Consider the following 21,098-nt stretch of genomic DNA (forward strand, 5'->3'; position numbering starts at 1 on the left):
GGCAGTAAGGAATCGCTTTAAGGGCCTGGGGCCGATTCAGGCGATGGCAACATTGATGCGCTTACGGTTGCGCAGGCCGCGCTTGATGCTCTCGAAGTTGACTACGCCATCAACTAGGGCGAACAGGGTGTCGTCGGAGCCGCGGCCAACATTGACCCCGGGCAGCACGGAGGTGCCGCGCTGGCGAATCAGGATGGAGCCGGCGCACACGGTTTCACCGCCGTAGCGCTTGACGCCGAGGCGCTTGGAGTTGGAATCGCGGCCGTTGCGGGTGGAGCCTGTGCCTTTCTTGTGGGCCATGGATCGGGGGTATCAGCTAGTGGAAATGGAAATTGGAGAGGGGCGGTAAAAAAAGCTCAGGCCAGAGCCTTGCCACCTAAGGAAATCGATTCGACCATCACGCGGGTCAACTCCTGACGGTGACCGTTTTTGCGCCTGGTCTTTTTCTTAGGGCGCATTTTGTAAATGATGATCTTGGGGCCGCGGCGATGGGCCATCACCTTGAGCTCAACACTGGCTCCTTTCACGTACGGCTGGCCCAGGGTCGTGGTTTTGCCGTCGTTGACCAGCAACACGTTGTCGATGGTCAAGGTGCCGTCGACATCGATGCCAAGGCGGTCGAGGTCGTAGTAGCGGTTCGGCTGCAGCCAGAATTGTTGGCCTGATGCCTCAACAATGGCGTAGGCGCCACTGGTGGGGGCGTCTTGGGGAGCGGCCGGTTCGGCGCTGCTCTTGGCTGCGGATTCGGTGGTAGGGCTCATGGCGGCAGGAGCGTGGCCAGGCTGACGGAGCACTTTTTGAGCCAAGGTTTTCAATAAACCCTGACCTAAAAATGGCTTGGCGTCATTCGGCCTGGCGCACAATCGAAAAACAAACAATAATCCTCTCGCCCGGCCCTTCCTTTCGTCAACATTCAGGGGCCTTTCCCGCGGGTTGCCCCGCTGCCAACGCGGTCCATGCCCGAACCGGCCCTCACCATCGCTTCTCTGATCCGAGATCCCCGCCTGCAGCAAGCATGCTCTCGCTGGCTGGTCGGGGGGCGTTGCCGCATGGTCTGGGTTGATCCCTCTACCAACCCCCTGGTGGAGCTAGAGCAGCGACGGGAGGAATTCGACGCCGTGCTGCTGGAGCAGGGGGGGCTCAGCCCAGATGACTGCCGCGCCTTTGGGGATCTGGGACTGCTGATGCCGGCGGTGGTGATCGGGGGCGTGGGAGGGAAGATCGAACTCCATGAAGCGGAGGTGCACCTGCCCCCCGATCAGCTTGAACAGCTCAGCTACAGCCTGGATGCGGCTGTCTCCCGCTATTTACGTGAAGGCCTGGCCGGCTCCGAGAGCTCCCCTGCTGGCCAGAGCACCGAACCCCCCGACCGCTGGAAGCTGGCCAACCGGTTGAAGGGCCGCGTCGGCTTTGTTGGGGTTTTCTACAAGCGTGATCCAGCCCGCTTTCTACGTAACCTGAGCGAGCGGGAGCGCGAAGAGCTGATCCATTCTCTAGAGCGCACCTATCGAGACCTGCTACTCAGTTATTTCCGGGATCCGGCGGCGGCAAACCAGGCCTTGGAAAGTTTCGTCAATACGGCTTTTTTCAGTGATTTACCCATTACTAAAACTGTTGAGATTCACATGAATCTCATTGATGGCTTCTCCAAGCAGCTCAAGCTGGAAGGGCACAAGAACGATTTCCTCCAGGATTATCGACTGGCCCTGCTCGATGTGATGGCCCATCTCTGCGAGATGTACCGCCGCTCCATTCCACCCGATGCGCCTTTGACTGGTTTGCCGGTCCAGGCGTCCGGCCAGCCCAAGACGGCTTGAACCAGGAGGTTTCTTAACCATGACTCCACGCAAGACCTACATCCTCAAGCTCTACGTGGCGGGCAATACGCCCAACTCGATGCGTGCCTTGAAAACACTGCGGAATATTCTGGAAACGGAATTCCGGGGCGTATATGCCTTGAAGGTGATTGATGTCTTGAAAAATCCTCAGCTGGCTGAGGAGGACAAGATTCTCGCAACCCCCACCTTGGCCAAGATCTTGCCGCCGCCTGTGCGCCGCATCATCGGCGATCTCTCCGATCGGGAGCGGGTGCTGATCGGGCTTGATTTGCTCTACGAAGAGCTTAGTGAGGAGGTTTTGGAAGAGGAACTATGCGACGCCGACGGCATGGCAAATCCGTCGGTTTCGGTTCCTACAGATCCTCTCCCTTCTCTTGAGCCGCTGCCCTGAGTAGTTTTTCTTCAGAACTCTTCCCTCGATGCAGGAACCAAGCCCCACTAGCAACCCTCTGATGCAGGTACAGAAGCTCCCGACTGGGATCGAGGGCTTCGACGACGTGTGCCATGGCGGTTTGCCCATCGGCCGCTCCACCCTGATCAGCGGCACCTCAGGCACCGGTAAGACGGTGTTTTCTCTTAACTTCCTATACAACGGCATTCGTCAGTACAACGAACCGGGAATCTTCGTAACCTTTGAAGAGTCGCCCCTAGATATTCTGCGTAATGCGGCAAGTTTTGGTTGGGATCTGCAAGAGATGGTGGAGCAAGACAAGCTCTTTATTCTTGACGCCTCGCCGGATCCGGAAGGCCAGGATGTGGCGGGGAGTTTTGATCTGTCCGGTTTGATTGAGCGGATTAATTATGCAATTCGTAAGTACAAAGCCCGTCGGGTGGCTATTGATTCGATTACGGCTGTATTTCAGCAATACGACGCGGTTTCTGTGGTGCGTCGGGAGATATTCCGCCTTATTGCCAGGTTGAAGGAAATTGGTGTCACCACGCTGATGACCACCGAAAGGATCGATGAATACGGTCCGATTGCTCGCTACGGGGTTGAAGAATTTGTTTCCGACAACGTTGTGATTCTCCGCAACGTGCTGGAGGGGGAGCGGCGGCGGCGCACCGCGGAGATTCTCAAGCTGCGCGGCACCACCCACATGAAGGGCGAGTTCCCTTTCACGATGGGTAGCCACGGCATCAGCGTTTTCCCGCTGGGAGCCATGCGCCTCACCCAGCGATCCTCAAATGTGCGGCTCAGCTCCGGCGTTCCCAGGCTCGACGAGATGTGCGGCGGAGGCTTCTTCAAGGATTCGATCATCTTGGCCACCGGTGCCACGGGTACGGGTAAAACCCTGCTGGTATCCAAATTTGTCGAGGATGCTTGTCGCTCTAAGGAGAGAGCAATTCTGTTCGCTTACGAGGAGTCCCGTGCCCAGCTGCTTCGCAATGCCACCAGTTGGGGTATCGATTTTGAGCAGATGGAGCAGGACGGCCTGCTCAAGATCATTTGCGCCTATCCCGAGTCCACGGGTTTGGAAGATCACCTCCAAATCATCAAAACCGAAATAGGCCAGTTCAAGCCATCGCGGATGGCGATCGATTCCCTAAGTGCCCTAGCCAGGGGCGTGAGCCACAACGCCTTTCGGCAGTTTGTGATTGGCGTTACTGGTTATGCCAAGCAGGAGGAGATTGCTGGCTTCTTTACGAACACCTCCGAGGAGTTCATGGGTAGCCATTCGATCACCGACTCCCATATCTCCACAATCACCGACACGATCCTGCTGCTCCAATACGTGGAGATCCGCGGTGAGATGGCCCGTGCCTTGAATGTGTTCAAAATGCGCGGTTCCTGGCACGACAAGGGCATCCGTGAATTCGTGATCACCAGCAATGGCCCTGAGATCAAGGATTCCTTTTCCAACTTCGAGCGCATCATCTCCGGGGTGCCCCACCGGATCACCACCGACGAGCGCAGCGAGCTCTCCCGTATCGCCCGCAGCGTCGCCGCCGACGAGATTTAAATCTCGGCCTGGTCGTAGCGGCGGCGCTCGGCCAGTAACCGCAGTTCGTCCGTGTCGGAATTCTCTAGGGGTAGGTCAAACCAGAAGGTGCTGCCCACCCCTAGGGCGCTGGCCATGCGCACCTGGGTGCCGTGTTTTTCGAGGTTGCCACGCACAATCGATAGGCCTAGGCCCGTCCCAGCTTCGGTGTGCACCGCGTTTTCAACTCGATAGAAGCGATCAAAAATGCACTCCTGGTCTGCATCCGAGATGCCGCAGCCGCTGTCGGCGATTTCGATTCGAATCCGGGGTAGGGGTGAGGTGAGATCGCAGCTGGGGCTGTCCCTGCTGGGTTCGTTGCCCGGAGTTAGCACGCAGAGATCGGGCCAGGGGTAGGCCCGTAATTGCAGCCGCCCACCCTTGGGGGTGAATTTGAGGGCATTGCCCACCAGATTGTCGAACACCTGCAGCAGCAGGTCCCAGTTGCCCAGGATGCGCGGCAGCTGGGGATCGGCTTCAAAGGCCAGGGAGACGCCCTTTTCATCGGCATTGAGGCGGTAGGTGCGCAGGATCTGCTCGATGGCTGGGGCCAGCTCCAGCGGTTCTAGGTTCCACTCCCGCTCCGACTCCAGCCGGGATAGGTCGAGTACGTCGTTGACAAGTCTGGTGAGCCGGTCGGCTTCGGCGTTGGCGATCCCCAGAAATTCGCGCTTTTCCTCTTCGCTGAGCTGGTCGCCTAGGTCGTGGAGGGTTTCCACGTAGCTCTTGATGTTGCACAGCGGAGTGCGCAGCTCGTGGGAGACATTGCTGATGAAGCGGCTCTGGGCGGCATTGAGCTCCACCTCGCGGGTTAGGTCTTGGATGGTCATGGCGATGCCCTTGAGGCTTTCGCCGCTGGCATCACTCACCGACTGCAAAACGATGCGCAGGGTGCGGATCGGTTCGCCAAAACTGCAACGCACATCGGCGCTGTCTCGGTCGCGGCAGGTCACGCTGTCGAGGGCTGGCTGCACCTCCATCGCCAGCCTTTCCGGCAGCTCGGCAATGAGGTCGTTGCCCTCGAGGTTGCGGCCCTCCCAGCGGAACAGCCGACGGGAGGTGGGGTTGGCCAGCACAATTGCGCCCTCGGCATCCAGCAGCACCGCCCCATCGGCCATCTTGGCGATCAGGGACTGCTGCTTCACCTGGGCGGCGGTGAGCTCCTCGATGTTTGCAGCCTTGTAGTCCTCCAGCTGGGAGGCCATGGTGTTGAAGCCGTCGAGCAGCTCCCCTAATTCCCCGCCCACCGGCAGGGCCAGCCGTGTTTCGAAGTTGCCGCCAGCGATCGAGCGCACCCCCTGCAGCAGCTCTTTCACAGGGCGCGTGATGGTGAGGGCATTGAAAACTGCCCCCAAAATCACCAGCACCCAGATTGAGATGAACACAGCCACTGTCACCTCCCGGGTGAGGGCGGCACTGGTGAGCAGGGTTTCGTTTGGATTGATACCCAGGGCCAGCACGCCGAGATAGCGGCCGTCACTCACCATCGGCACAAACACATCGGTCACCTGGCCGCCTGGGCTTAGGTGCTGGCGGATCAGGGGCGTGTCAGGCCGTTTCTGTAGGTCTGCGGGCAATTCGAGTCGGCGGCTGAGCAGCAGCTCGCTGCTGCCAGAGCTGGCACCGATCGGAATGCCTAGGTAGATCACCCCTTCTGGATCGGCGAAAAAGATGTAGCGAAGACTGCGGCTGGAGCGCCAGAAACGATCCGCTACTGCCGCCAGCTCCCGGTCGTTGCCCTCAGCCACCAGGGGCGTGATGTTGGCCGAGAGCAGCAGGCCTAGGTCTCGGGCGTAGCGGGTATCGCTCAGCTGGGCATCTCTCTGGATGCCGTTGAGGGCCAAAAAGGTGATGCCCGTCATCAGCAGGCTCACCACCAGGGTGGCCACAGCCAGCAGCTTGGTCTGCAGGCTGAATTCCGCCCACCAGCGGCCCATGGCCTGGCGCCAGCTCATCGGCTGCGCACCTGATGGCCGATGTCGCGGCGGAAGGCCATGCCCTCAAAGTGCACTTGGGCTAGCCCGGCGTAGGCCCGCTCGAAGGCGGTATCAAAGTCGTCGGCTTGGGCTACCACCGCCAGCACCCGGCCGCCGCTGGTTAGGCAGCGGCCGTGGTCATCACGGCGGGTGCCGGCATGGAACAGCTGCAACTGGTCGGTGGGCTGCAGGGTGCTTGCGATGGGGTCGCCGCGGCGCAGATCACCTGGGTAGCCCTCCGCAGCGGCGATAACGCAGGCACTGCAGCCGGGATAAATGGCGAGGGCTGGGGCTTGGTCGAGGTTGCCGTTGGCGCAGGCCAACAGAATTTGGGCTAGCTCCGGCCCCAGCAAGGGCATCAGGGTTTCGCACTCCGGATCGCCGAAGCGGCAATTGAATTCGATCACGCTCGGTCCGGCTGCGGTGAGCATCAAGCCGGCGTAGATAACGCCGCGGTAGTCGATGCCTCGAGCTCTCAGGGCAGCCACGGTGGGCTCAAGCACCCGCTGGCGCACCTCTTCTAGGCCGGGCGCATCCAATAGGGGAGCCGGGGCGTAGGCGCCCATGCCGCCGGTGTTGGCGCCGGTGTCGCCCTCGCCGATGCGCTTGTGATCCTGGGCAGTGGGCAGCAGCACCATGCGCTGGCCATCGCAGAGGGCGAATACGGACACTTCGGGACCAACGGTGCGCTCCTCCAGCACCAGAGAGACGCTTGTCAATTCGGCGCCGGCATCCTTGGGCCCTGCGCTGAAGCGGCCGGCAAAAATTTCCTCGATGGCGGCGCGTGCTTCCTCAACGCTTTCGGCCACCGTGACGCCTTTGCCGGCGGCCAGGCCATCGGCCTTCACCACCAGGGGGCGCCCCTGGGCTGTCAAAATTTGCAGAGCTTGCTCGCGGCTGTTTGCAGCCCAGTAGCCGGCGGTGGGGATGCCGGCCTCCTGCATCAGCGCCTTAGCCCACTGCTTACTTGCCTCCAGCTGCGCCCCATCGGCCCCCGGGCCGAAGCAGGGGAATCCCGCGGCGCGCAAGCTGTCGGCCAGGCCAGCCGCCAGGGGGGCTTCTGGACCTATCACCACCAGTTCAATTGCTAGGTCGCGGCAGGCGGCCTTTAGCGCGTCGTGGTCGGATTCGGCGATGGCCAGTTGCTGGCAGCCCGGTAGGTCGCAGCTGCCCCCATTGCCAGGGGTAATCCAGACAGCCTCAACCCCTGGCGAGCGGGCCAGGGCCCAGCCCAGCGCGTTCTCGCGGCCACCCGCGCCGATCACCAGGATCCGCGCGGGTGTTGGACAGGAGGCAGGGGGCATGGGCCGGACGCGAGGTGGGGTGTGAGCGAAAGCTCTTCTAGGTTGAAACGTGCTGCGGGGGGCTGCCAAGCCCTGTTTCTAGACATGCCGGCAATACCAGCGCCATTCTCGCCCCGGGCCCGGCTGTTCCTAATTTTTGGGGCTGCGCTGGTGGGCCTTGTGGCCGCCGCGCCTGCCGCAGAAGCACAAGCCAAGACCAGGGCCGCCAGCGCGGATCCAGCCCTGATTGCCCTGCTGCGCGATGGAGATCTCAATGCCCTCGACGCCGCCTGCGTCAGTGCCGTGCGGCGCAGCGATGGGCCGCTGTTGCGCCAGCTGCAACAGCGGCTGCTCACTATCCACCCAGCGCCCCAGCCTCTTGCGGTGGTGCTGGCTAATGCCCACAGCCTGTTGAGCTGCCAGGCCCCTGACGGGGCCCTGCAGGTGCTGGCGCGGGTGGGGCCGGCACCGGGCGCTGAGCGGACCCAGTGGCTGGTGCTGCAGTGGCGCGTTGCCCAGGCGGGACTGCACCACCAGCTGGCGGCCGATGCCCTCGAGCGGCTTGCGGCTGGAAACCTTGGGCAGCTGGCGTTGCTGGAGTTGCCGGTGGGCCAGCGTCAGGACGGCACCCCGATCAATCGCCCAGCCCTGGATCTTTTGGCGGGCCATCTGGAAAGCCTGGGTCAACGGCAACGGGCCGCTGAGGTGTTGGTCAGCAGCGCCCAACCCGGTGCGGCGACGGCGGCCCGGCTGGCTAAGGCGGTGGCGCTTTCCGGAGCACTCCCAGCTCTTGAGCAGGAACGGCTCTTGGAGCTTGCCCTCGAGCAGGCGGCGTCCTCAGGCAGCTGGAGGCTGGTAGCTGAGATCCTCGATCAGCAGCTGGCCCTGGCCGATAGTACGCCGGAGCAGGTCGCCCGGGCAACGGAGCGGCGCCTGCGCCTTAGTTCCCGTATCGACGATGCCTACGGTGAGTGGATGTTGCAGCGGCGGGATCCAGCTGCCCTGTCCCGGCAGGGTGATCTGGAGCGTCAACTTCGCTCCCCCCGCGCCCCTGGTGGCCATGCCGCCGCAGCGCAGTCCCCCGATCCCCAGCCATGACGGCCTACAACCTTGGTTCCCTGCTTTACGAAGGCAAGGCCAAACGGGTATTCGCCACAGATCAGCCCGACTTGGTAGCGGTCGAATACAAAGACGATGCCACCGCGTTCAATGCCCTCAAAAAGGCCCAACTGGCTGGGAAGGGAGAGTTGAACTGCCGAATTTCGGCTTTGCTTTTTGAGCATCTCGCTGCACGAGGCATCCCCACCCACTACCTCGGGGTGGAAGGCAGCCGCTGGATGCTGGCCCGTCCAGTGCGGGTGATCCCGATTGAAGTGGTGATCCGCAACGTGGCTGCGGGCTCGCTTTGCAAGCAGATGCCCATCGCGCCAGGCACACCGCTGGAGCCACCCTTGCTTGATCTCTATTACAAAGACGATGGTTTCGGAGATCCCCTGCTCACCGAAGCCCGCCTTGAGCATTTGGGCTTGGTTACCCCCGAGCAGCGCCGCCAGTTGGAAGAGCTGGCCCGTCAGGTGAACCGGGAATTGCTGGCCCTGTTTGATTCAGTCGGCTTGCAACTGGTCGATTTCAAGATCGAATTGGGACATACGGCCAGTGGTGAATTGGTGGTTGCTGACGAGATCAGCCCTGATACATGCCGTCTTTGGGATAGGGCGGTACTCGATTCTCAAGACCGGATTTTGGACAAGGATCGATTCCGACAGGATTTAGGCGGCGTTGTCGAGGCCTACGGGGAGGTCCTCAAACGGGTCCAAGGGGCCTGTCCTCCACCCAGGGTCTACCGGTAAGGTCAGCGCAATTTGCGGCCTGTCCGCTCCGCTATCCCTTCCCCATGGCTGGTTTGCTGAGTTTGAAGGCTGTTTGGCCCCTGATGGGCGCCGCCCTCCTCTCGGCGAGCCCGGCCCTGGCCCAGCCTGCATCGCAGCAGGTAGACAACCCATTGGCGGAGCCGGCCAGCCAGGAGCCTGCGCCCGCGCAGCCGATCCCCCAGACTCCATTTCCAACTCAGGCCGCTCCGGTAGCCGAGCCTGCTGCCAAAGCTGAACCCAAGGTTTTGATCGCGGAGGTGGCGATCGAAGGCCTTCAAGACCACCCTGAACGGGAACGGCTTGAGCTAGCTGCCTATGCCGCGATGGCGGCCACCCCAGGTTCGCGGGTGACCCGCAACGAGCTCCAGACCGACCTTTCAGCGATCTACGCCAGCGGCTGGTTTTCCGATGTGCGGATCCAGCCCGTAGATGGTCCGCTGGGTGTGCGACTGGTGGTGGTGGTGGTGGCCAACCCGGTGCTGCAGCAGGTCAAGCTCGATTCAGCCGACCTGAAGTTGCCGGAGCAGGTGGTTAAGGACACCTTCGCCGCTGACTACGGCAAAACTCTCAATCTCAACACCCTGCAGACCCGCATGCAGGAGTTGCAGCGCTGGTACGCAGATCAGGGCTACTCCCTGGCGCGGATCACTGGTCCTAGTCGGGTGAGTCAGGAGGGGGTCGTGGAGCTGCTGGTGCGCCAGGGCACCGTTGAGGGGGTTGAGGTGCAGTTCCTCAACAAGGAAGGCTCCGCTACCAACGACAAAGGCGAGCCAATTCGGGGCAAGACCAAGCCCTGGGTAGTGACCCGCGAGGTGTCCCTGCGCCCTGGACAGGTGTTCAACCGGCGCCAGCTGGAGGAGGACATCAAGCGCATCTACGGCACGGGCCTTTTCAGTGATGTGAAAGTGACTCTCAAGCCGGTGCCGGCCGAGCCTGGCAACGTCGTGATTGTGCTTGGCATTGTTGAGCAGTCCAGCGGTTCTTTGTCAGGCGGCCTGGGTTACAGCCAGAGCCAGGGCGTGTTTGGTCAGATCCAGTTGCAGGACAGCAACCTGTTTGGCCGCGCTTGGGACCTCGGCACAAACATCTCCTACGGCCAGTACGGCGGCCTTGGCGATATCACCTTCACAGATCCTTGGATCAAGGACAACAAATACCGAACTTCCTTCCGGGCTCGCTTCTTCTTCAGTCGGGAAGTTCCCCAACTGTTTCAGAACGAGAATAATTCCTTCACTTATGAGTTGCAGAATTTTGATGGAGCCGACTTTGACGTAGTCACAAGTCGAACCGTTAACAATAATGGCACCGAAACTGTAACCACGAATTTTGACACTGTCGCGATTCAGCGTATCGGGGCCAATGTTCAGTTTGTCCGACCCCTAAATGGTGGCAATCCTTACAAGAAAGCTCCCTGGAACCTGATTCTCTCGTTTGGCGGGCAAGAAGTTACGCCGATGGATTTTTCGGGTAGCAAATACTCCTATGGGGTGGTTGGTGCAACCACGTCCCCTGATACGGTTCCGAGTAACCAGGTCATTTGCCTAGCCTTTAATTGTGCTTCTGAAAACCAGTTGGTGAGTTTTCGGGTCGGGGCTACATACAGCACTCTTAATGACCCACGCAATCCCACTAAGGGTAATTTTCTGAGTATCGGCACAGAGCAATTTGTTTCCGTAGGCGAGAATTCACCTACCTTCAACCGCGTTCGCGGCAGTTTCACCCACTACATACCTGTGGAGTGGTTGAAGATCTTCAAGGGCTGCCGGCCTAAGCCCGGTGAGACCAAAGACTGCAAGCAGGCACTGGCTTTCCAGGTTTCGGCTGGATCGTTGGTGGGCAGTGATATTCCGCCCTATGAGGCTTTCTGCCTGGGTGGTGGCAATTCCGTACGCGGTTATTACGATTGCGATTTGGGAGTTGGCAAAAGTTTTGCTGAAGCCACGATTGAATATCGCTTCCCCATTTTCAGCATCATTAGTGGTGAAATCTTTTTTGATGCTGGCACCACTTTCGGGACCCAGGCAGACATCCCTGGTAACCCTGGTGGCCTGCTAGGTAAGAAAGGTGAGGGTTATTCGCCCGGAGTTGGTTTGATCGTGACGACGCCGGTTGGGCCCCTACGCCTTGAAGTTGCCACCCAGGATTTCTCCAGTGATTGGCGCTTCAACTTGGGTGTGGGCTGGAAGTTCTAGTGGCGCAATGGCCAAGTGACTATTCCGGTGCCTGGACTCTGAGCCAGTCGGTGCAACGGGAGGGTGTGGGCTTGCACAGCGGCCAACAGGCCCAAGTGCGCTTACAGCCATCACGGCGCCCGGGCTACTGGGTGGGATGGCTGGACGCACCGGAGCTCCCCTTGATTCGTTTGGCGCCGGATTACGTAAGCGAAACTCAGCTTTGTACGGCTTTGCGGCTAGACCAACGCCGTCTAGCCACGGTTGAGCATCTGCTGGCTGCCCTGGCTGGCACCGGTGTTACCCAAGCTGAAATTCTTGTGAGCGGTGAGGAGATCCCTTTACTGGATGGATCGGCCCTGCCCTGGGTAGAGGCGCTAGACGAGGCGGGGCTGGAAGCTCTGCCCTATGCATCGGCGCCTCTGGAGCTTGAGTTGCCGCTCACTGTTAGAAGTGGCGTCAGTTTTGCCACGGCCCTGCCCCACTCCGGCTTGCGGGTAGGTGCGGCAATTGAATTCGCCGATGCGGCCATAGGCCGCCAGCTGTTTTCACTTGATTTGTCACCGAGCACTTTTGTTGAGCAGATCGCCCCGGCACGAACCTTTGGATTGCGCTCTCAGGTGGACCAGCTGCTGGCAGCTGGCCTGATCCGGGGCGGCTGCCTTGAGAACGCCCTTGTCTGTGACGGCGACAGCTGGGTAAATCCGCCGCTGCGGTTTGTGGAGGAACCGGTGCGCCATAAAATCCTGGACTTGTTGGGAGACTTGGCGCTGATCGGATTGCCTCGAGCCCAGGTTTTCGCCTACCGCGGCTCCCACGGGCTCCACACCTCTTTGGCTGCGGCCTTGGCCGGCCTGGCCAGATCTTCTACCTCCAGTTCTTTCGCCAGTTGATGCCCTTGTCTGACGCCAGCCCACCGCTTTCTGATCCCGCCGTGCCAGCGTCCTTGGATCCCACAGCTGCGGTGATCCTCACCAGCGAGCAGATTCAGGGACTGCTGCCCCACCGCTATCCCTTCGCCCTGGTGGATCGGGTGATTGAGCATGAGCCGGGTAAACGCGCTGTGGCGATCAAGAACGTCACCCTCAATGAACCTCAGTTTCAGGGCCATTTCCCCGGTCGCCCCCTGATGCCGGGAGTGTTGATCGTTGAGGCCATGGCCCAGGTGGGCGGGTTGATCGTTACCCAGATGCCCGATCTGCCCAAGGGCTTATTTGTGTTTGCTGGCATCGATGGGGTGCGGTTTCGTCGTCCGGTGGTCCCTGGCGACCAGCTGGTAATCACCTGTGAGTTGCTGAGCCTCAAGCGCCGCCGTTTCGGCAAGGTCAAGGCAGAAGCCAGCGTGGATGGTCTGCTGGTTTGCTCCGGGGAACTGATGTTCTCGCTGGTGGACTGATGGCAACGACCATCCATCCCACGGCTGTTGTCGATCCCAAAGCTCAGCTGGCTGACGGTGTTGAAGTTGGGCCCTACGCCGTGATCGGCCCCCAGGTGGAGCTTGGTGCCGGCTGCCGCATCGGACCCCATGTGGTTCTCGATGGTCGGGTGCGCATGGGCCGTGATAACCGCATATTTCCCGGGGCCTGCATCGGCCTCGAACCCCAGGATCTGAAATACACGGGGGATCCCACCGAGGTGGTGCTTGGCGACGAGAACACCATCAGGGAGTGCGTCACTATCAACCGGGCCACCACTGGCCACCAGCAAACGCGGCTTGGTAACGGCAATTTGCTGATGGCCTATTGCCACCTGGGCCACAACTGCGACTTAGGCGACCGGATCGTGATCGCCAATGGGGTGGCGGTGGCCGGCCACGTGGTTATCGGCGATCGGGCTGTGATCGGCGGTGTACTTGGTATTCATCAGTTCGTGCATATAGGAACCCTGGCCATGGTGGGGGGTATGAGCCGTATCGAGCGAGATGTACCGCCGTTCACCTTGGTGGAGGGCCATCCCTCCCGTGTCAGGGCCCTCAACAAGATCGGTCTGCGGCGCAGCGGCCTATTCGATCAGGACGGCGGCCAACAATTCGAGCAGCTCAAACAGGCCTGGACCCTGCTTTATCGCAGTGGCATCACCCTGGCTGAAGCCCTACGCCAGTTGCGCTCCGAGCCCCTTGGAGGTGCTGCAGACCAGCTGTGCAGTTTCCTAGAGGCCTCCATCGGCCCCTCCCGCCGCGGGCCTATCCCGGGGACGCGCTGATGCTGCGGTTGCTGGTGAGCACCGGTGAGGTGTCTGGGGATTTGCAGGGATCGCTGTTGGTAAAGGCCTTGCACGACGAGGCCCGGCGACGCCAGCTCGATCTCGAGATCGTGGCCCTTGGAGGTGAGCGCATGGAGCGCGCCGGTGCGGCACTGCTTGCTAACACCACCCGGATGGGGGCCATCGGCTTGCTGGAGGCGATTCCCTTTGTGTTGCCGACCCTGAGGTTGCAGCGGCGCTTGAAGCATTGGTTTCGCCGCGACCCTCCCGATGGCGTGGTGCTGATCGACTACATGGGCCCCAATGTGAGCTTGGGGCTGCGGCTCAAACGCAGATTTCCCAAGGTGCCCGTCACCTACTACATAGCCCCGCAAGAGTGGGCATTCAAATTCGGCAACGGCGGCCGCTCCAATCTGATCAGCTTCACAAATCAGATCCTGGCGATTTTTCAGGAGGAGGCCCGCTTCTATCGCTGTCGTGGCGCCAATGTCACCTATGTGGGCCATCCTCTGCTGGACACCATCGGTGAAGTGCCAAGCCAGCAGGAGGCCCGCCGTCAGCTTGGGCTGCGCGGTGATGCGCCAGTGCTGCTGCTGATGCCGGCATCGCGGCGCCAGGAGATCCGTTACATGCTGCCCCACATCGTGGCGGCGGCTGCTGAGCTGCAGCGCCAGCTGCCCGAGTTGCAGGTGGTGGTGCCGGCGGGATTGCCAGGTTTCGAGGCCCATCTGGCGCGGCAACTAGGTCAGGCAGGGGTGCGGGCGGAGATCATTGCTGCCGCTGATTCAGACCAGCTCAAGGCCTGCCTCTGCGCTGCTGCCGATTTGGCCCTGGCCAAATCGGGCACGGTGAATCTGGAGCTGGCCCTGCGGGGTGTGCCCCAGGTGGTGGTGTATCGGGTCAGTAGGGCGACAGCCTTTGTGGCCCGGCACATCCTGCGGTTCAGCGTGCCCCACATTTCCCCAGTAAATCTGGTGCTAGGAGAGCGGCTGGTGCCGGAGCTGCTGCAGGAGGACCTCACGGCTGCGGCAATCGTGCGCGAGGCCTTACCCCTGCTTGAGCTTGATGTCAGCTCTGGGGCACGCCAAATCATGCTGGATGGATACCGGCGGCTGCGATTGGAACTTGGGGAGCCGGGCGTCACCCAGCGGGCAGCATCCGCCATCTTTGACCAGGTACTGGAAGCTCGATGAATACCCGCCCCCCCTCTCTTGGGGCCCGCCCCCTGGCCTGGCTGCTGAGCCTGCTGTTCCTGCTTTGCGTAGCCCTGGCCCCAGCCCCTGCCATGGCTGCCAATGCGCCTCAGGAAGCGGTGCTTGCGGGCGGTTGCTTCTGGTGTTTGGAACACGACCTTGAAAAGCTCCCAGGGGTTTTGGACGCTCAGAGTGGTTACAGCGGTGGCGCCGGAGCTAACCCCACCTACGGCCAGGTATCGGCTGGGGGCAGCGGCCACCAGGAGGTGGTGCGGGTGCGGTTTGATCCCGCTCGGATCAGCTACGCAAGCCTGCTGCGCTCCTACTGGCGCAACATTGATCCCTTAGATGGTGGCGGCCAGTTTTGCGATCGCGGCAGCTCCTATCGCCCGGTGATTTTCACTAGTGGCTCCGATCAACAAAACCAGGCCCAGGCAAGCCTGCGCTCGGCAGCAGCCGAGCTGGGCCGTCCGGTCGTAGCACTGAAGGTGCAGATCAAGCCGCTGAATCGCTTCTGGCCGGCGGAGGCCTATCACCAGAACTACGCGGAGCTCAACAGCGTCAAATACAACTACTACCGCTGGGCTTGCGGCCGGGATCGGCGGCTTGATTCGGTGTGGGGCAAGCGCGCTCGTAGTGGGGCGGCCTGGGCTTCTGGCAGCAAGTCCTGACTAGCGCTCGCCCCCAAGGGAGCGTGAGCAACTGAGAATTGCGGCAATTCCGAGGAAAAGCTAAAGAAGCAGGGCTCCTGGTGGTCGCCTAATTGCTGTTATGGAGCGGCTTTCCGCCCTTTCAGGGCAAGCTAGGACTGCCTAACATTTTGTCAGTTACGTGAGCAGTCCTGTATGTATCTGCTGACCATCCGAGACGGTTTGAATACCCGCCATGTTGGGCCCTACCTAAGTCCGAAGCAGGCTGCTGACGACCTTGATCGCCTCTTGCCCCTCTGCGGCGAGAGGGCCCGCTGGCAGATTCATGCCCTGGAATCGCCTGCGGAGTTGATGGCCAGCCTGGGTGCTGGAGCCGCTCGTACGGCATTCGTGGCTGCTTGAGTCCTAACTGCGTCCGGGATAGCCGCGCAGTAGGCCGCTCTCGATCATCAGCCCCACGCCGGCATTGATCAGGATCAGGCCAAAGGTGCCGTACCAAAACCAGGGGCCGGGGCTGGTCAGGGTTTCCAATTTGCCTGCGGCGGCAAGCACCTGGATGCCTTTGCGGATCACCGCCTCGCCAAATAGGCAGAGCCCGGCGGGCAGGAGCAGCACGCCGAGTTGGGCCTTCACATACCAGCGGATCTTCTGAACGGCCATGGAGAGCTCAAAGGCGTCAGGGCTCCAAACTTAGGTCGATGCTTCAAGAGGTGCCCCCGAACACACCCAATTCACCAGCGTGCGCACGCCGAAGCCGGTGGCGCCGGCGGGATCCTGGCCGCGGCCCTTGTCACTCCAGACGGTGCCGGCAATATCCAGGTGGGCCCAGGCCAGCTTTGGGGTGACGAAGTCCTGCAGAAACAGGGCGGCGGTGATCGAGCCCCCGGGCCGGGGGCCGGTGTTCTTGAGGTCGGCAAACTGGCTCTTGAGCCCGGCCTTGTAGGAGGCCCTCAGGGGCATGCGCCAGAGAGGTTCACCGCTGGCTTCGCTGGCGCCCAGCAGGGCATCGGCCAGGCCGTCGTTGTTGGACCAGAGGCCCGCCATCTCCTCCCCCAGGGCGATCACGCAGGCTCCGGTGAGGGTGGCCAGGTCGACCACCGCATCTGGTTCGAGCTTGCACGCGTACACCAGGGCATCGGCCAGGGTGAGGCGCCCCTCGGCATCGGTGTTGTTGATTTCGATCGTTTTGCCGTTGGAGGCGGTGACGATCGCGCCGGGGTGGATGGCCCCGCCACTAATCATGTTTTCGCAGGCCGCCACGATCATGTGCACTTCCACGCCGGCGGGCTTGAGCTCGGCGATGGCACGCATGGCTCCCAGCACCGCCGCGCTGCCGCCCATGTCGTACTTCATCATCTCGATCTGGGAGCCGGCGGTCTTGAGGTTGTAGCCGCCGGAATCGAAGGTGAGGCCCTTGCCCACCAGCACCAGGCGCCGCTTAGCCCCACCCTCGGGGCGGTAGGTGAGGTGGATGAACTTGGGCGCCAGGTCTGAGCCCTGGGCCACCGCCAGGTAGGAGCCCATACCCAGGGCCTCGCAGTCGCTGCGCTCCAGCACCCTCAGCTCCAGGCCAAAGTCGCGGGAGAGGGCAGCGGCGGTGTCGGCCAGGTGCTGGGGCGTGGCCACGTTGGGCGGAGCGGCCACCAGCTCCCGGGCCAGCTCCACGCCGGCGCAGCTGGCTGCCACTGCCGCCAGGGCGGGAGCGGTGCTTGCTGCCACCCCGATCAGGCTGATCGTCTCCGGCAGGCTCCGGGGCTCGGGCTCCCCCTTGAAGCGCTGGTCGCTGAACAGGGCCAGGCGGCTGGCCTCCGCCATGGCCTGGGCTGCAGCACCTGCTGCCAAGGCCTCGATCGGCATGGCCAGGGCTAGATGGCTTGCTCCAGCGGCCGCAGCGGCTTGGCTGGCGGCGGCACAGGCCCGGCGCAGGCCGGCGAGGTTGAAGTCGGCCGGAGCCCCCAGGCCCACCAGGATCAGGGTCTGGGGGCTGGCATCTAGGCGATCGAGGCTGAGACACTCCCCGGGCTTGGCTTTGAAGCGCCGCTGCTCCAGGCGACTCGTCAGCGACTGACCCAGGGCGGCGCTGAGCTGCTCAAGCTGGGGATGGTCGGGGCGATCTTCGGCAGCGGCGAACAGGCCTACGGCCAGGCAGTCACCATCGAAATCTCCCAGGGCCGCAGGTAGGACGTCGGGGATGCAGCGAAAGTCCATGGAACGGCCGAGGTTGGGCGCGATCGTAGCCAGCGTGGCCAGCCCAACTCACTTAGGCAGGATCGGCTTGAAACGGCGTGGCCCAGCGGCTGCGGGTTTCCTTGTTGAAGGGCGGCAGCCAGCGTTGAATCAGGGCCTGCTCTAAGGCGCGGCGCGGGCGGATGGCGGCGGGCACATCTAACCAAAAGCGGATGCTGGTTTGGCAGCCCAGGCCGACTTTCAGCAGGGCTTCGCTGTACGCGGCGAGGTAGGCCTTGCAGTCGTGTTCGCCTTTCCAGCGCCGGTCTGCCTGCCCGGTTTCACCCACGTAGAGCAGCAGGGGCTGGCCAAGACCGGCGGGCCGATCTGTCACCAGGTAAAGGGCTGCACCCTGTTGGGGTGCGGCGGGCCAGCGCCAGAAGGAAAGGGCCTGGGGGGTGAGCTGCAGGGGGTTGAAGGTCTTGGCTATCTCTTCAGGCGTTCCGGGGCTACCGGCAAACAGCGAGACCTGCATGGCACCACCAGCTTGGTTGCTCCACAGGGGCTGCTGGTGGGCGGCAAGGCGGGTCTGCCAGTCCAGCAGCTGCGAGGCTTGCAGGGGCAGATCAGGGGTATCGGCGCGGCCAGCGCTCCCCAGCTGGCTGGCCGTAAACAACTCTCCTTGACGCGCCATCGCTTCAGGCCCCCTTGCTGGTTTGGCCTGGGCGGGTAGTGCCCTTGCCCCCTGGGGGCAGTGCTGGCCCGGCGGGGCCTTGCTTGAAGCTCACCTTGCCAATCAAGCTTTCCACTAGGTCGGCGGGAAATTGCAGTCGCTGTTGCAGGTCGGCCAGATCGCGAAAGGGGCTGCGACTTCGTTCCCGCAGCAGTCGGCTGAGCCTGGTCTGATCTAGCCCCAGCCCTGCTAGCTCCTGGCTGGAAGCCTGGTTGAGATCCACCCTGGTCGCGGATTGCAAAGGCGCTGCTGGCTCGCCGTACCAGCGAAATTCCAGCAAAGGCAGCCAGCGGCGCACCAGTGCATCGGAGAGATCCAGCACCCGTTGCAGGTCGTCGGCGCCGCTGAGCTGGATGCCGCCCGCCTGCAGCCGTAGCAGCAGGTCCACCTGATCGGCAGCGATGCCCGGTAGCCGCAGCCAGTCGGCCGCGGTGGCGCGGTTCACATCAAGCCGCCAGCCCAGGGCAGCGGCCCTGCCCACGGCCTCAGCATCTTCAAGCCTGAGGGCGGGGTTTTGTTGCAGCTTCAGGGCCAGCAGCTCCTGCTCCACCAGCTCTTGCTCAACCAGCTCCCTCTGGACCCGCTCCCGTTCCCGCTCCGCCGCTGAATCGGCAGGTGCAGCAGGGATCTGATCTGGTGGGATCTGTGCTGGTGGGATCTGGCCAGTGGCCCTCAGCAGCTGACGCGCCAGGGGATCCAACCAGTGCCGCTTGGCCATGGCGGAATGCCACCGCATCAAAAACGCTTTAAACCTAGCGGGGGCCTCACTCTGCAGGCCAATCGATTAAGCCCCAGCGCAGGCCGAGCACGGCGGCGTGGGTGCGGTCGCGGGCCTGGAGTTTGCGGCAGAGGGAGCGCAGGTGAGTTTTGGCCGTGTCGGCGCTGATAAACAGCCGCTCGCCGATCTCGAAGTTGGTGTCGCCTTGGGCCACCAGGCTGAGCACCTGGAGTTCGCGCCCAGTCAGCGGTTCTAGGGGGCCCCCCTCACCGGGTCCGCGGCGAAACAGCTCCGTCAGACTGCGGTCTACGTAGACCCCGCCGCCGCTGATCGCATGCAGGGCGGCCATGGCACTGCCCAGCCCAATGCGGGACTCCACCAGCAAGCCGTCGCAGCCGGCCTCGATCGCTGCTTGGATCTCGCTCTGGCGGTGCTCCTGGGTGATCAGCAACAAGGTGTGCAGTCCGGGCCAGCGCTGCTTGATTTGCAGCAGTAAGGAGATTCCCGACCCCTGCTCCAGGGTGTCGCTGAGAAACACCATCGAGGGCCGGTGCCGCTCCACCAGTTCCAGGCCGGCGGCCTCACAGGTGGCGGCACCCACCAGGTGCTCCTGGCCGATCAGGCCGCCCACAAATAAGCTGAGCAGGGCTCTGTTGCCGAGGCAGGCCACCAGGCGGGCATCCCGCAGCAGGTTGTTGATCTGGCTGGTGTTGCGGCGGATCTGCTCAAGCTTGGGCGTGAAGTCCATCGGCGCTGAAGGCTGGGCTGGGGGCCTGCATTGGCGCCATCCTGGCCAGCTCCGCTCGATCCGCCAGGGGCAATACGCCTATCCGCACTCCCCAGGGGTGCCAGGCCTCACCAGAATCTGCAAACGCTGCGCTGCCAGGGTTATGGCGTTTTTTGAATCCGAAATCGTTCAGGACGAAGCCAAGCGGCTGTTTGGCGATTACCAGCAGCTGATGCAGCTGGGTAGTGAGTACGGCAAGTTTGATCGTGAGGGCAAGAAGCTCTACATCGAAAAGATGGAGGACATGATGGAGCGCTACCGGGTGTTCATGAAGCGTTTCGAGCTCTCTGAAGACTTCCAGGCAAAGCTCACTGTGGAGCAGCTACGCACCCAGCTGGGCCAGTTCGGCATGACACCCGAAACGATGTTCCAGCAGATGCACCAGACCCTGGAGCGCATGAAGTCTGAGCTGGAGGCCACGGCATAGCGGCTGCCTACGATCTCGCCACAGAGCAAGGCGGGTCGCAGTTCGAATGACAACAGCGCACCCTCCAGAAGACCAGCCGCGAGCAGAGCACACTCCAGCAGAGCAGCCACCTACCGGGCTGCCTCCTCTGCCGGCCTGGCTTGAGCGGGGAATGGCGGATCTGTTCCCCGCCGGCAGCGGTGCAGGTGCCTGCAGCGACCCAGACCAGCAGCTAGCCGCTCGCCTGGAAGAGGCCGAGCGGGCCGGGCGGCCCTTGCGCATCAAGCTCGGCATCGACCCCACCGGCTCCGATATCCACCTGGGGCACTCGCTGCTATTCCGCAAGTTGCGGGCCTTCCAGGATGCTGGCCACATCGCCGTGCTGATCATCGGCGACTTCACCGCCCGCATCGGCGATCCCACCGGTAAGAGCGCCACCCGGGTGCAACTCAGCGCTGCTGCGGTGGAGGCCAATGCCGCCACCTACCTGCAGCAGCTGGGTCAGGGCCAGGACCCCGAGCGCGCCCTGCTTGATTTCGAGACTCCTGGCCGGCTGGAGGTGCGCCGCAACAGCGAGTGGCTCACCGGGCTTGACCTGCCCCAGGTGATTGAGCTGCTGGGCATCAGCACCGTGGGCCAGATGCTGGCCAAGGAGGACTTTTCCAATCGCTACGGCTCGGGCGCCCCCATCTCCCTGCACGAGTTTCTTTATCCGCTGCTGCAGGGCTACGACTCGGTGCAGGTGCAGGCGGATCTGGAGCTGGGCGGCACTGATCAAAAGTTCAACGTGGCCATGGGCCGCGACCTGCAGCGTCACTTCGGTCAGCGCCCCCAATTCGGCATGCTGCTGCCAATCCTGCCGGGCCTCGATGGCGTGCAGAAGATGAGCAAAAGCCTGGGCAACACCGTGGGCCTCGCCGAAGACCCACTTTCGATGTACTCGAAGCTTGAAAAGGTTCCCGATGCGGTGGTCGACGACTACCTAACCCTGCTGACTGATCTGGATTTGGCGGATCTGCCGCAGAACCCAAGGGAGCGTCAGAAACTGATGGCTCTGGAGATCACCCAGGCGCGCCATGGCGAGCCGGCGGCGGCGGCGGCCCAGGTGGATGCAGCCAAGCTTGT

At 62.4% G+C, this 21,098-nt stretch carries 23 protein-coding genes; 14 read left to right on the plus strand and 9 right to left on the minus strand.

The genetic code is table 11. The annotated features are described in order from the left end of the window. Positions 1-36 precede the first annotated feature (36 nt). Together rpmA and rplU are read right to left on the minus strand one after the other, a co-directional pair. Positions 37-300, minus strand: coding sequence for a 50S ribosomal protein L27 (rpmA, locus tag KBY74_RS00550; protein WP_106502291.1), 264 nt, complete (start codon positions 298-300; stop codon positions 37-39). A 56-nt stretch (positions 301-356) separates the two neighbouring features. Then, a complete protein-coding gene (rplU, locus tag KBY74_RS00555) occupies positions 357-761 on the minus strand; it encodes a 50S ribosomal protein L21 (RefSeq protein WP_254941010.1) in 405 nt (134 codons plus the stop codon). 195 nt (positions 762-956) lie between these two features. On the opposite strand from rplU, the gene KBY74_RS00560 reads away from it, so the two are divergent. Genes KBY74_RS00560 through kaiC form a run of 3 tightly spaced genes read left to right on the plus strand, consistent with a single transcriptional unit; the run spans position 957 to position 3,799 of the window. Further along, positions 957-1,817, plus strand: a complete 861-nt coding sequence (locus tag KBY74_RS00560) for a circadian clock protein KaiA (RefSeq protein ID WP_254941011.1) — start codon at positions 957-959, stop codon at positions 1,815-1,817. A gap of 19 nt (positions 1,818-1,836) precedes the next feature. Continuing rightward, on the plus strand, positions 1,837-2,229 hold the full coding sequence (gene kaiB / locus KBY74_RS00565; protein ID WP_241518179.1) for a circadian clock protein KaiB: 393 nt from the start codon (positions 1,837-1,839) through the stop codon (positions 2,227-2,229). A 28-nt stretch (positions 2,230-2,257) separates the two neighbouring features. Then, positions 2,258-3,799 (plus strand): circadian clock protein KaiC, encoded by a 1,542-nt coding sequence (kaiC, locus tag KBY74_RS00570; protein ID WP_254941012.1) that lies wholly within the window; start codon positions 2,258-2,260, stop codon positions 3,797-3,799. Here kaiC and nblS read toward each other — a convergent pair. Beyond that, a complete protein-coding gene (gene nblS / locus KBY74_RS00575) occupies positions 3,796-5,772 on the minus strand; it encodes a two-component system sensor histidine kinase NblS (protein ID WP_254941013.1) in 1,977 nt (658 codons plus the stop codon). The genes kaiC and nblS overlap by 4 nt on opposite strands. After that, on the minus strand, positions 5,769-7,097 hold the full coding sequence (gene purD / locus KBY74_RS00580; RefSeq protein WP_254941014.1) for a phosphoribosylamine--glycine ligase: 1,329 nt from the start codon (positions 7,095-7,097) through the stop codon (positions 5,769-5,771). The genes nblS and purD overlap by 4 nt, the downstream gene beginning before the upstream one ends. An 84-nt stretch (positions 7,098-7,181) precedes the next feature. Here purD and KBY74_RS00585 point away from each other — a divergent pair, with 84 nt between their 5' ends. The 9 genes from KBY74_RS00585 to KBY74_RS00625 all read left to right on the plus strand — a co-directional run bounded on the left by KBY74_RS00585 (position 7,182) and on the right by KBY74_RS00625 (position 15,565). Further along, complete coding sequence (locus KBY74_RS00585; protein ID WP_254941015.1) at positions 7,182-8,174, plus strand: hypothetical protein; 993 nt, start codon at positions 7,182-7,184, stop codon at positions 8,172-8,174. Beyond that, a complete protein-coding gene (gene purC, locus KBY74_RS00590; RefSeq protein WP_254941016.1) occupies positions 8,171-8,926 on the plus strand; it encodes a phosphoribosylaminoimidazolesuccinocarboxamide synthase in 756 nt (251 codons plus the stop codon). The genes KBY74_RS00585 and purC overlap by 4 nt, the downstream gene beginning before the upstream one ends. Positions 8,927-9,009: 83 nt before the next feature. Next, positions 9,010-11,139, plus strand: coding sequence for a BamA/TamA family outer membrane protein (locus KBY74_RS00595; RefSeq protein ID WP_254941017.1), 2,130 nt, complete (start codon positions 9,010-9,012; stop codon positions 11,137-11,139). Further along, positions 11,139-12,011 (plus strand): UDP-3-O-acyl-N-acetylglucosamine deacetylase, encoded by an 873-nt coding sequence (lpxC, locus tag KBY74_RS00600; RefSeq protein ID WP_254941018.1) that lies wholly within the window; start codon positions 11,139-11,141, stop codon positions 12,009-12,011. Before KBY74_RS00595 ends, lpxC begins: the two co-directional genes overlap by 1 nt. 53 nt (positions 12,012-12,064) lie before the next feature. Further along, positions 12,065-12,514, plus strand: coding sequence for a 3-hydroxyacyl-ACP dehydratase FabZ (gene fabZ, locus KBY74_RS00605; protein WP_193486168.1), 450 nt, complete (start codon positions 12,065-12,067; stop codon positions 12,512-12,514). Then, the gene (gene lpxA / locus KBY74_RS00610) at positions 12,514-13,320 is read left to right on the plus strand and encodes an acyl-ACP--UDP-N-acetylglucosamine O-acyltransferase (RefSeq protein WP_254941019.1); all 807 of its coding nucleotides are present in this window, start codon (positions 12,514-12,516) and stop codon (positions 13,318-13,320) included. Before fabZ ends, lpxA begins: the two co-directional genes overlap by 1 nt. Then, positions 13,320-14,513, plus strand: coding sequence for a lipid-A-disaccharide synthase (gene lpxB / locus KBY74_RS00615; RefSeq protein ID WP_254941020.1), 1,194 nt, complete (start codon positions 13,320-13,322; stop codon positions 14,511-14,513). Before lpxA ends, lpxB begins: the two co-directional genes overlap by 1 nt. Next, the gene (gene msrA / locus KBY74_RS00620; RefSeq protein ID WP_254941021.1) at positions 14,510-15,184 is read left to right on the plus strand and encodes a peptide-methionine (S)-S-oxide reductase MsrA; all 675 of its coding nucleotides are present in this window, start codon (positions 14,510-14,512) and stop codon (positions 15,182-15,184) included. Before lpxB ends, msrA begins: the two co-directional genes overlap by 4 nt. Before the next feature lie 174 nt (positions 15,185-15,358). Continuing rightward, positions 15,359-15,565: a hypothetical protein gene (locus tag KBY74_RS00625; RefSeq protein ID WP_254941022.1), complete on the plus strand. Its 207-nt coding sequence runs from the start codon at positions 15,359-15,361 to the stop codon at positions 15,563-15,565. Positions 15,566-15,568: 3 nt separating this feature from the next. Here the strand turns inward: KBY74_RS00625 and KBY74_RS00630 are convergent, their stop codons facing one another. The 5 genes from KBY74_RS00630 to KBY74_RS00650 are packed head-to-tail and all read right to left on the minus strand — an operon-like array spanning position 15,569 to position 19,528. Beyond that, positions 15,569-15,823: a hypothetical protein gene (locus KBY74_RS00630; RefSeq protein WP_254937474.1), complete on the minus strand. Its 255-nt coding sequence runs from the start codon at positions 15,821-15,823 to the stop codon at positions 15,569-15,571. A 30-nt stretch (positions 15,824-15,853) separates the two neighbouring features. Continuing rightward, positions 15,854-17,371 (minus strand): leucyl aminopeptidase, encoded by a 1,518-nt coding sequence (locus KBY74_RS00635; protein ID WP_254941023.1) that lies wholly within the window; start codon positions 17,369-17,371, stop codon positions 15,854-15,856. 52 nt (positions 17,372-17,423) lie between these two features. Continuing rightward, on the minus strand, positions 17,424-18,023 hold the full coding sequence (locus KBY74_RS00640; RefSeq protein ID WP_254941024.1) for a GIY-YIG nuclease family protein: 600 nt from the start codon (positions 18,021-18,023) through the stop codon (positions 17,424-17,426). Positions 18,024-18,027: 4 nt separating this feature from the next. Further along, positions 18,028-18,780 carry a hypothetical protein gene (locus tag KBY74_RS00645; RefSeq protein ID WP_254941025.1) on the minus strand — a complete coding sequence of 251 codons (753 nt, stop codon included), beginning with the start codon at positions 18,778-18,780 and terminating at the stop codon, positions 18,028-18,030. Positions 18,781-18,826: 46 nt separating this feature from the next. Beyond that, entirely contained in the window at positions 18,827-19,528 is a 702-nt protein-coding gene (locus KBY74_RS00650) for a response regulator transcription factor (protein ID WP_254941026.1), read from the minus strand. A 142-nt stretch (positions 19,529-19,670) separates the two neighbouring features. Between KBY74_RS00650 and KBY74_RS00655 the strand changes: the two genes are divergently transcribed. Together KBY74_RS00655 and tyrS are read left to right on the plus strand one after the other, a co-directional pair. After that, positions 19,671-19,994, plus strand: a complete 324-nt coding sequence (locus tag KBY74_RS00655) for a DUF1825 family protein (protein WP_106502272.1) — start codon at positions 19,671-19,673, stop codon at positions 19,992-19,994. 151 nt (positions 19,995-20,145) lie between these two features. Further along, on the plus strand, positions 20,146-21,098 hold a 953-nt coding region (gene tyrS / locus KBY74_RS00660; RefSeq protein WP_254941041.1), incomplete at its 3' end, for a tyrosine--tRNA ligase.

The organism is Cyanobium sp. A1C-AMD (assembly GCF_024346495.1).
In the GTDB taxonomy this organism is placed as follows: domain Bacteria; phylum Cyanobacteriota; class Cyanobacteriia; order PCC-6307; family Cyanobiaceae; genus Cyanobium_A; species Cyanobium_A usitatum.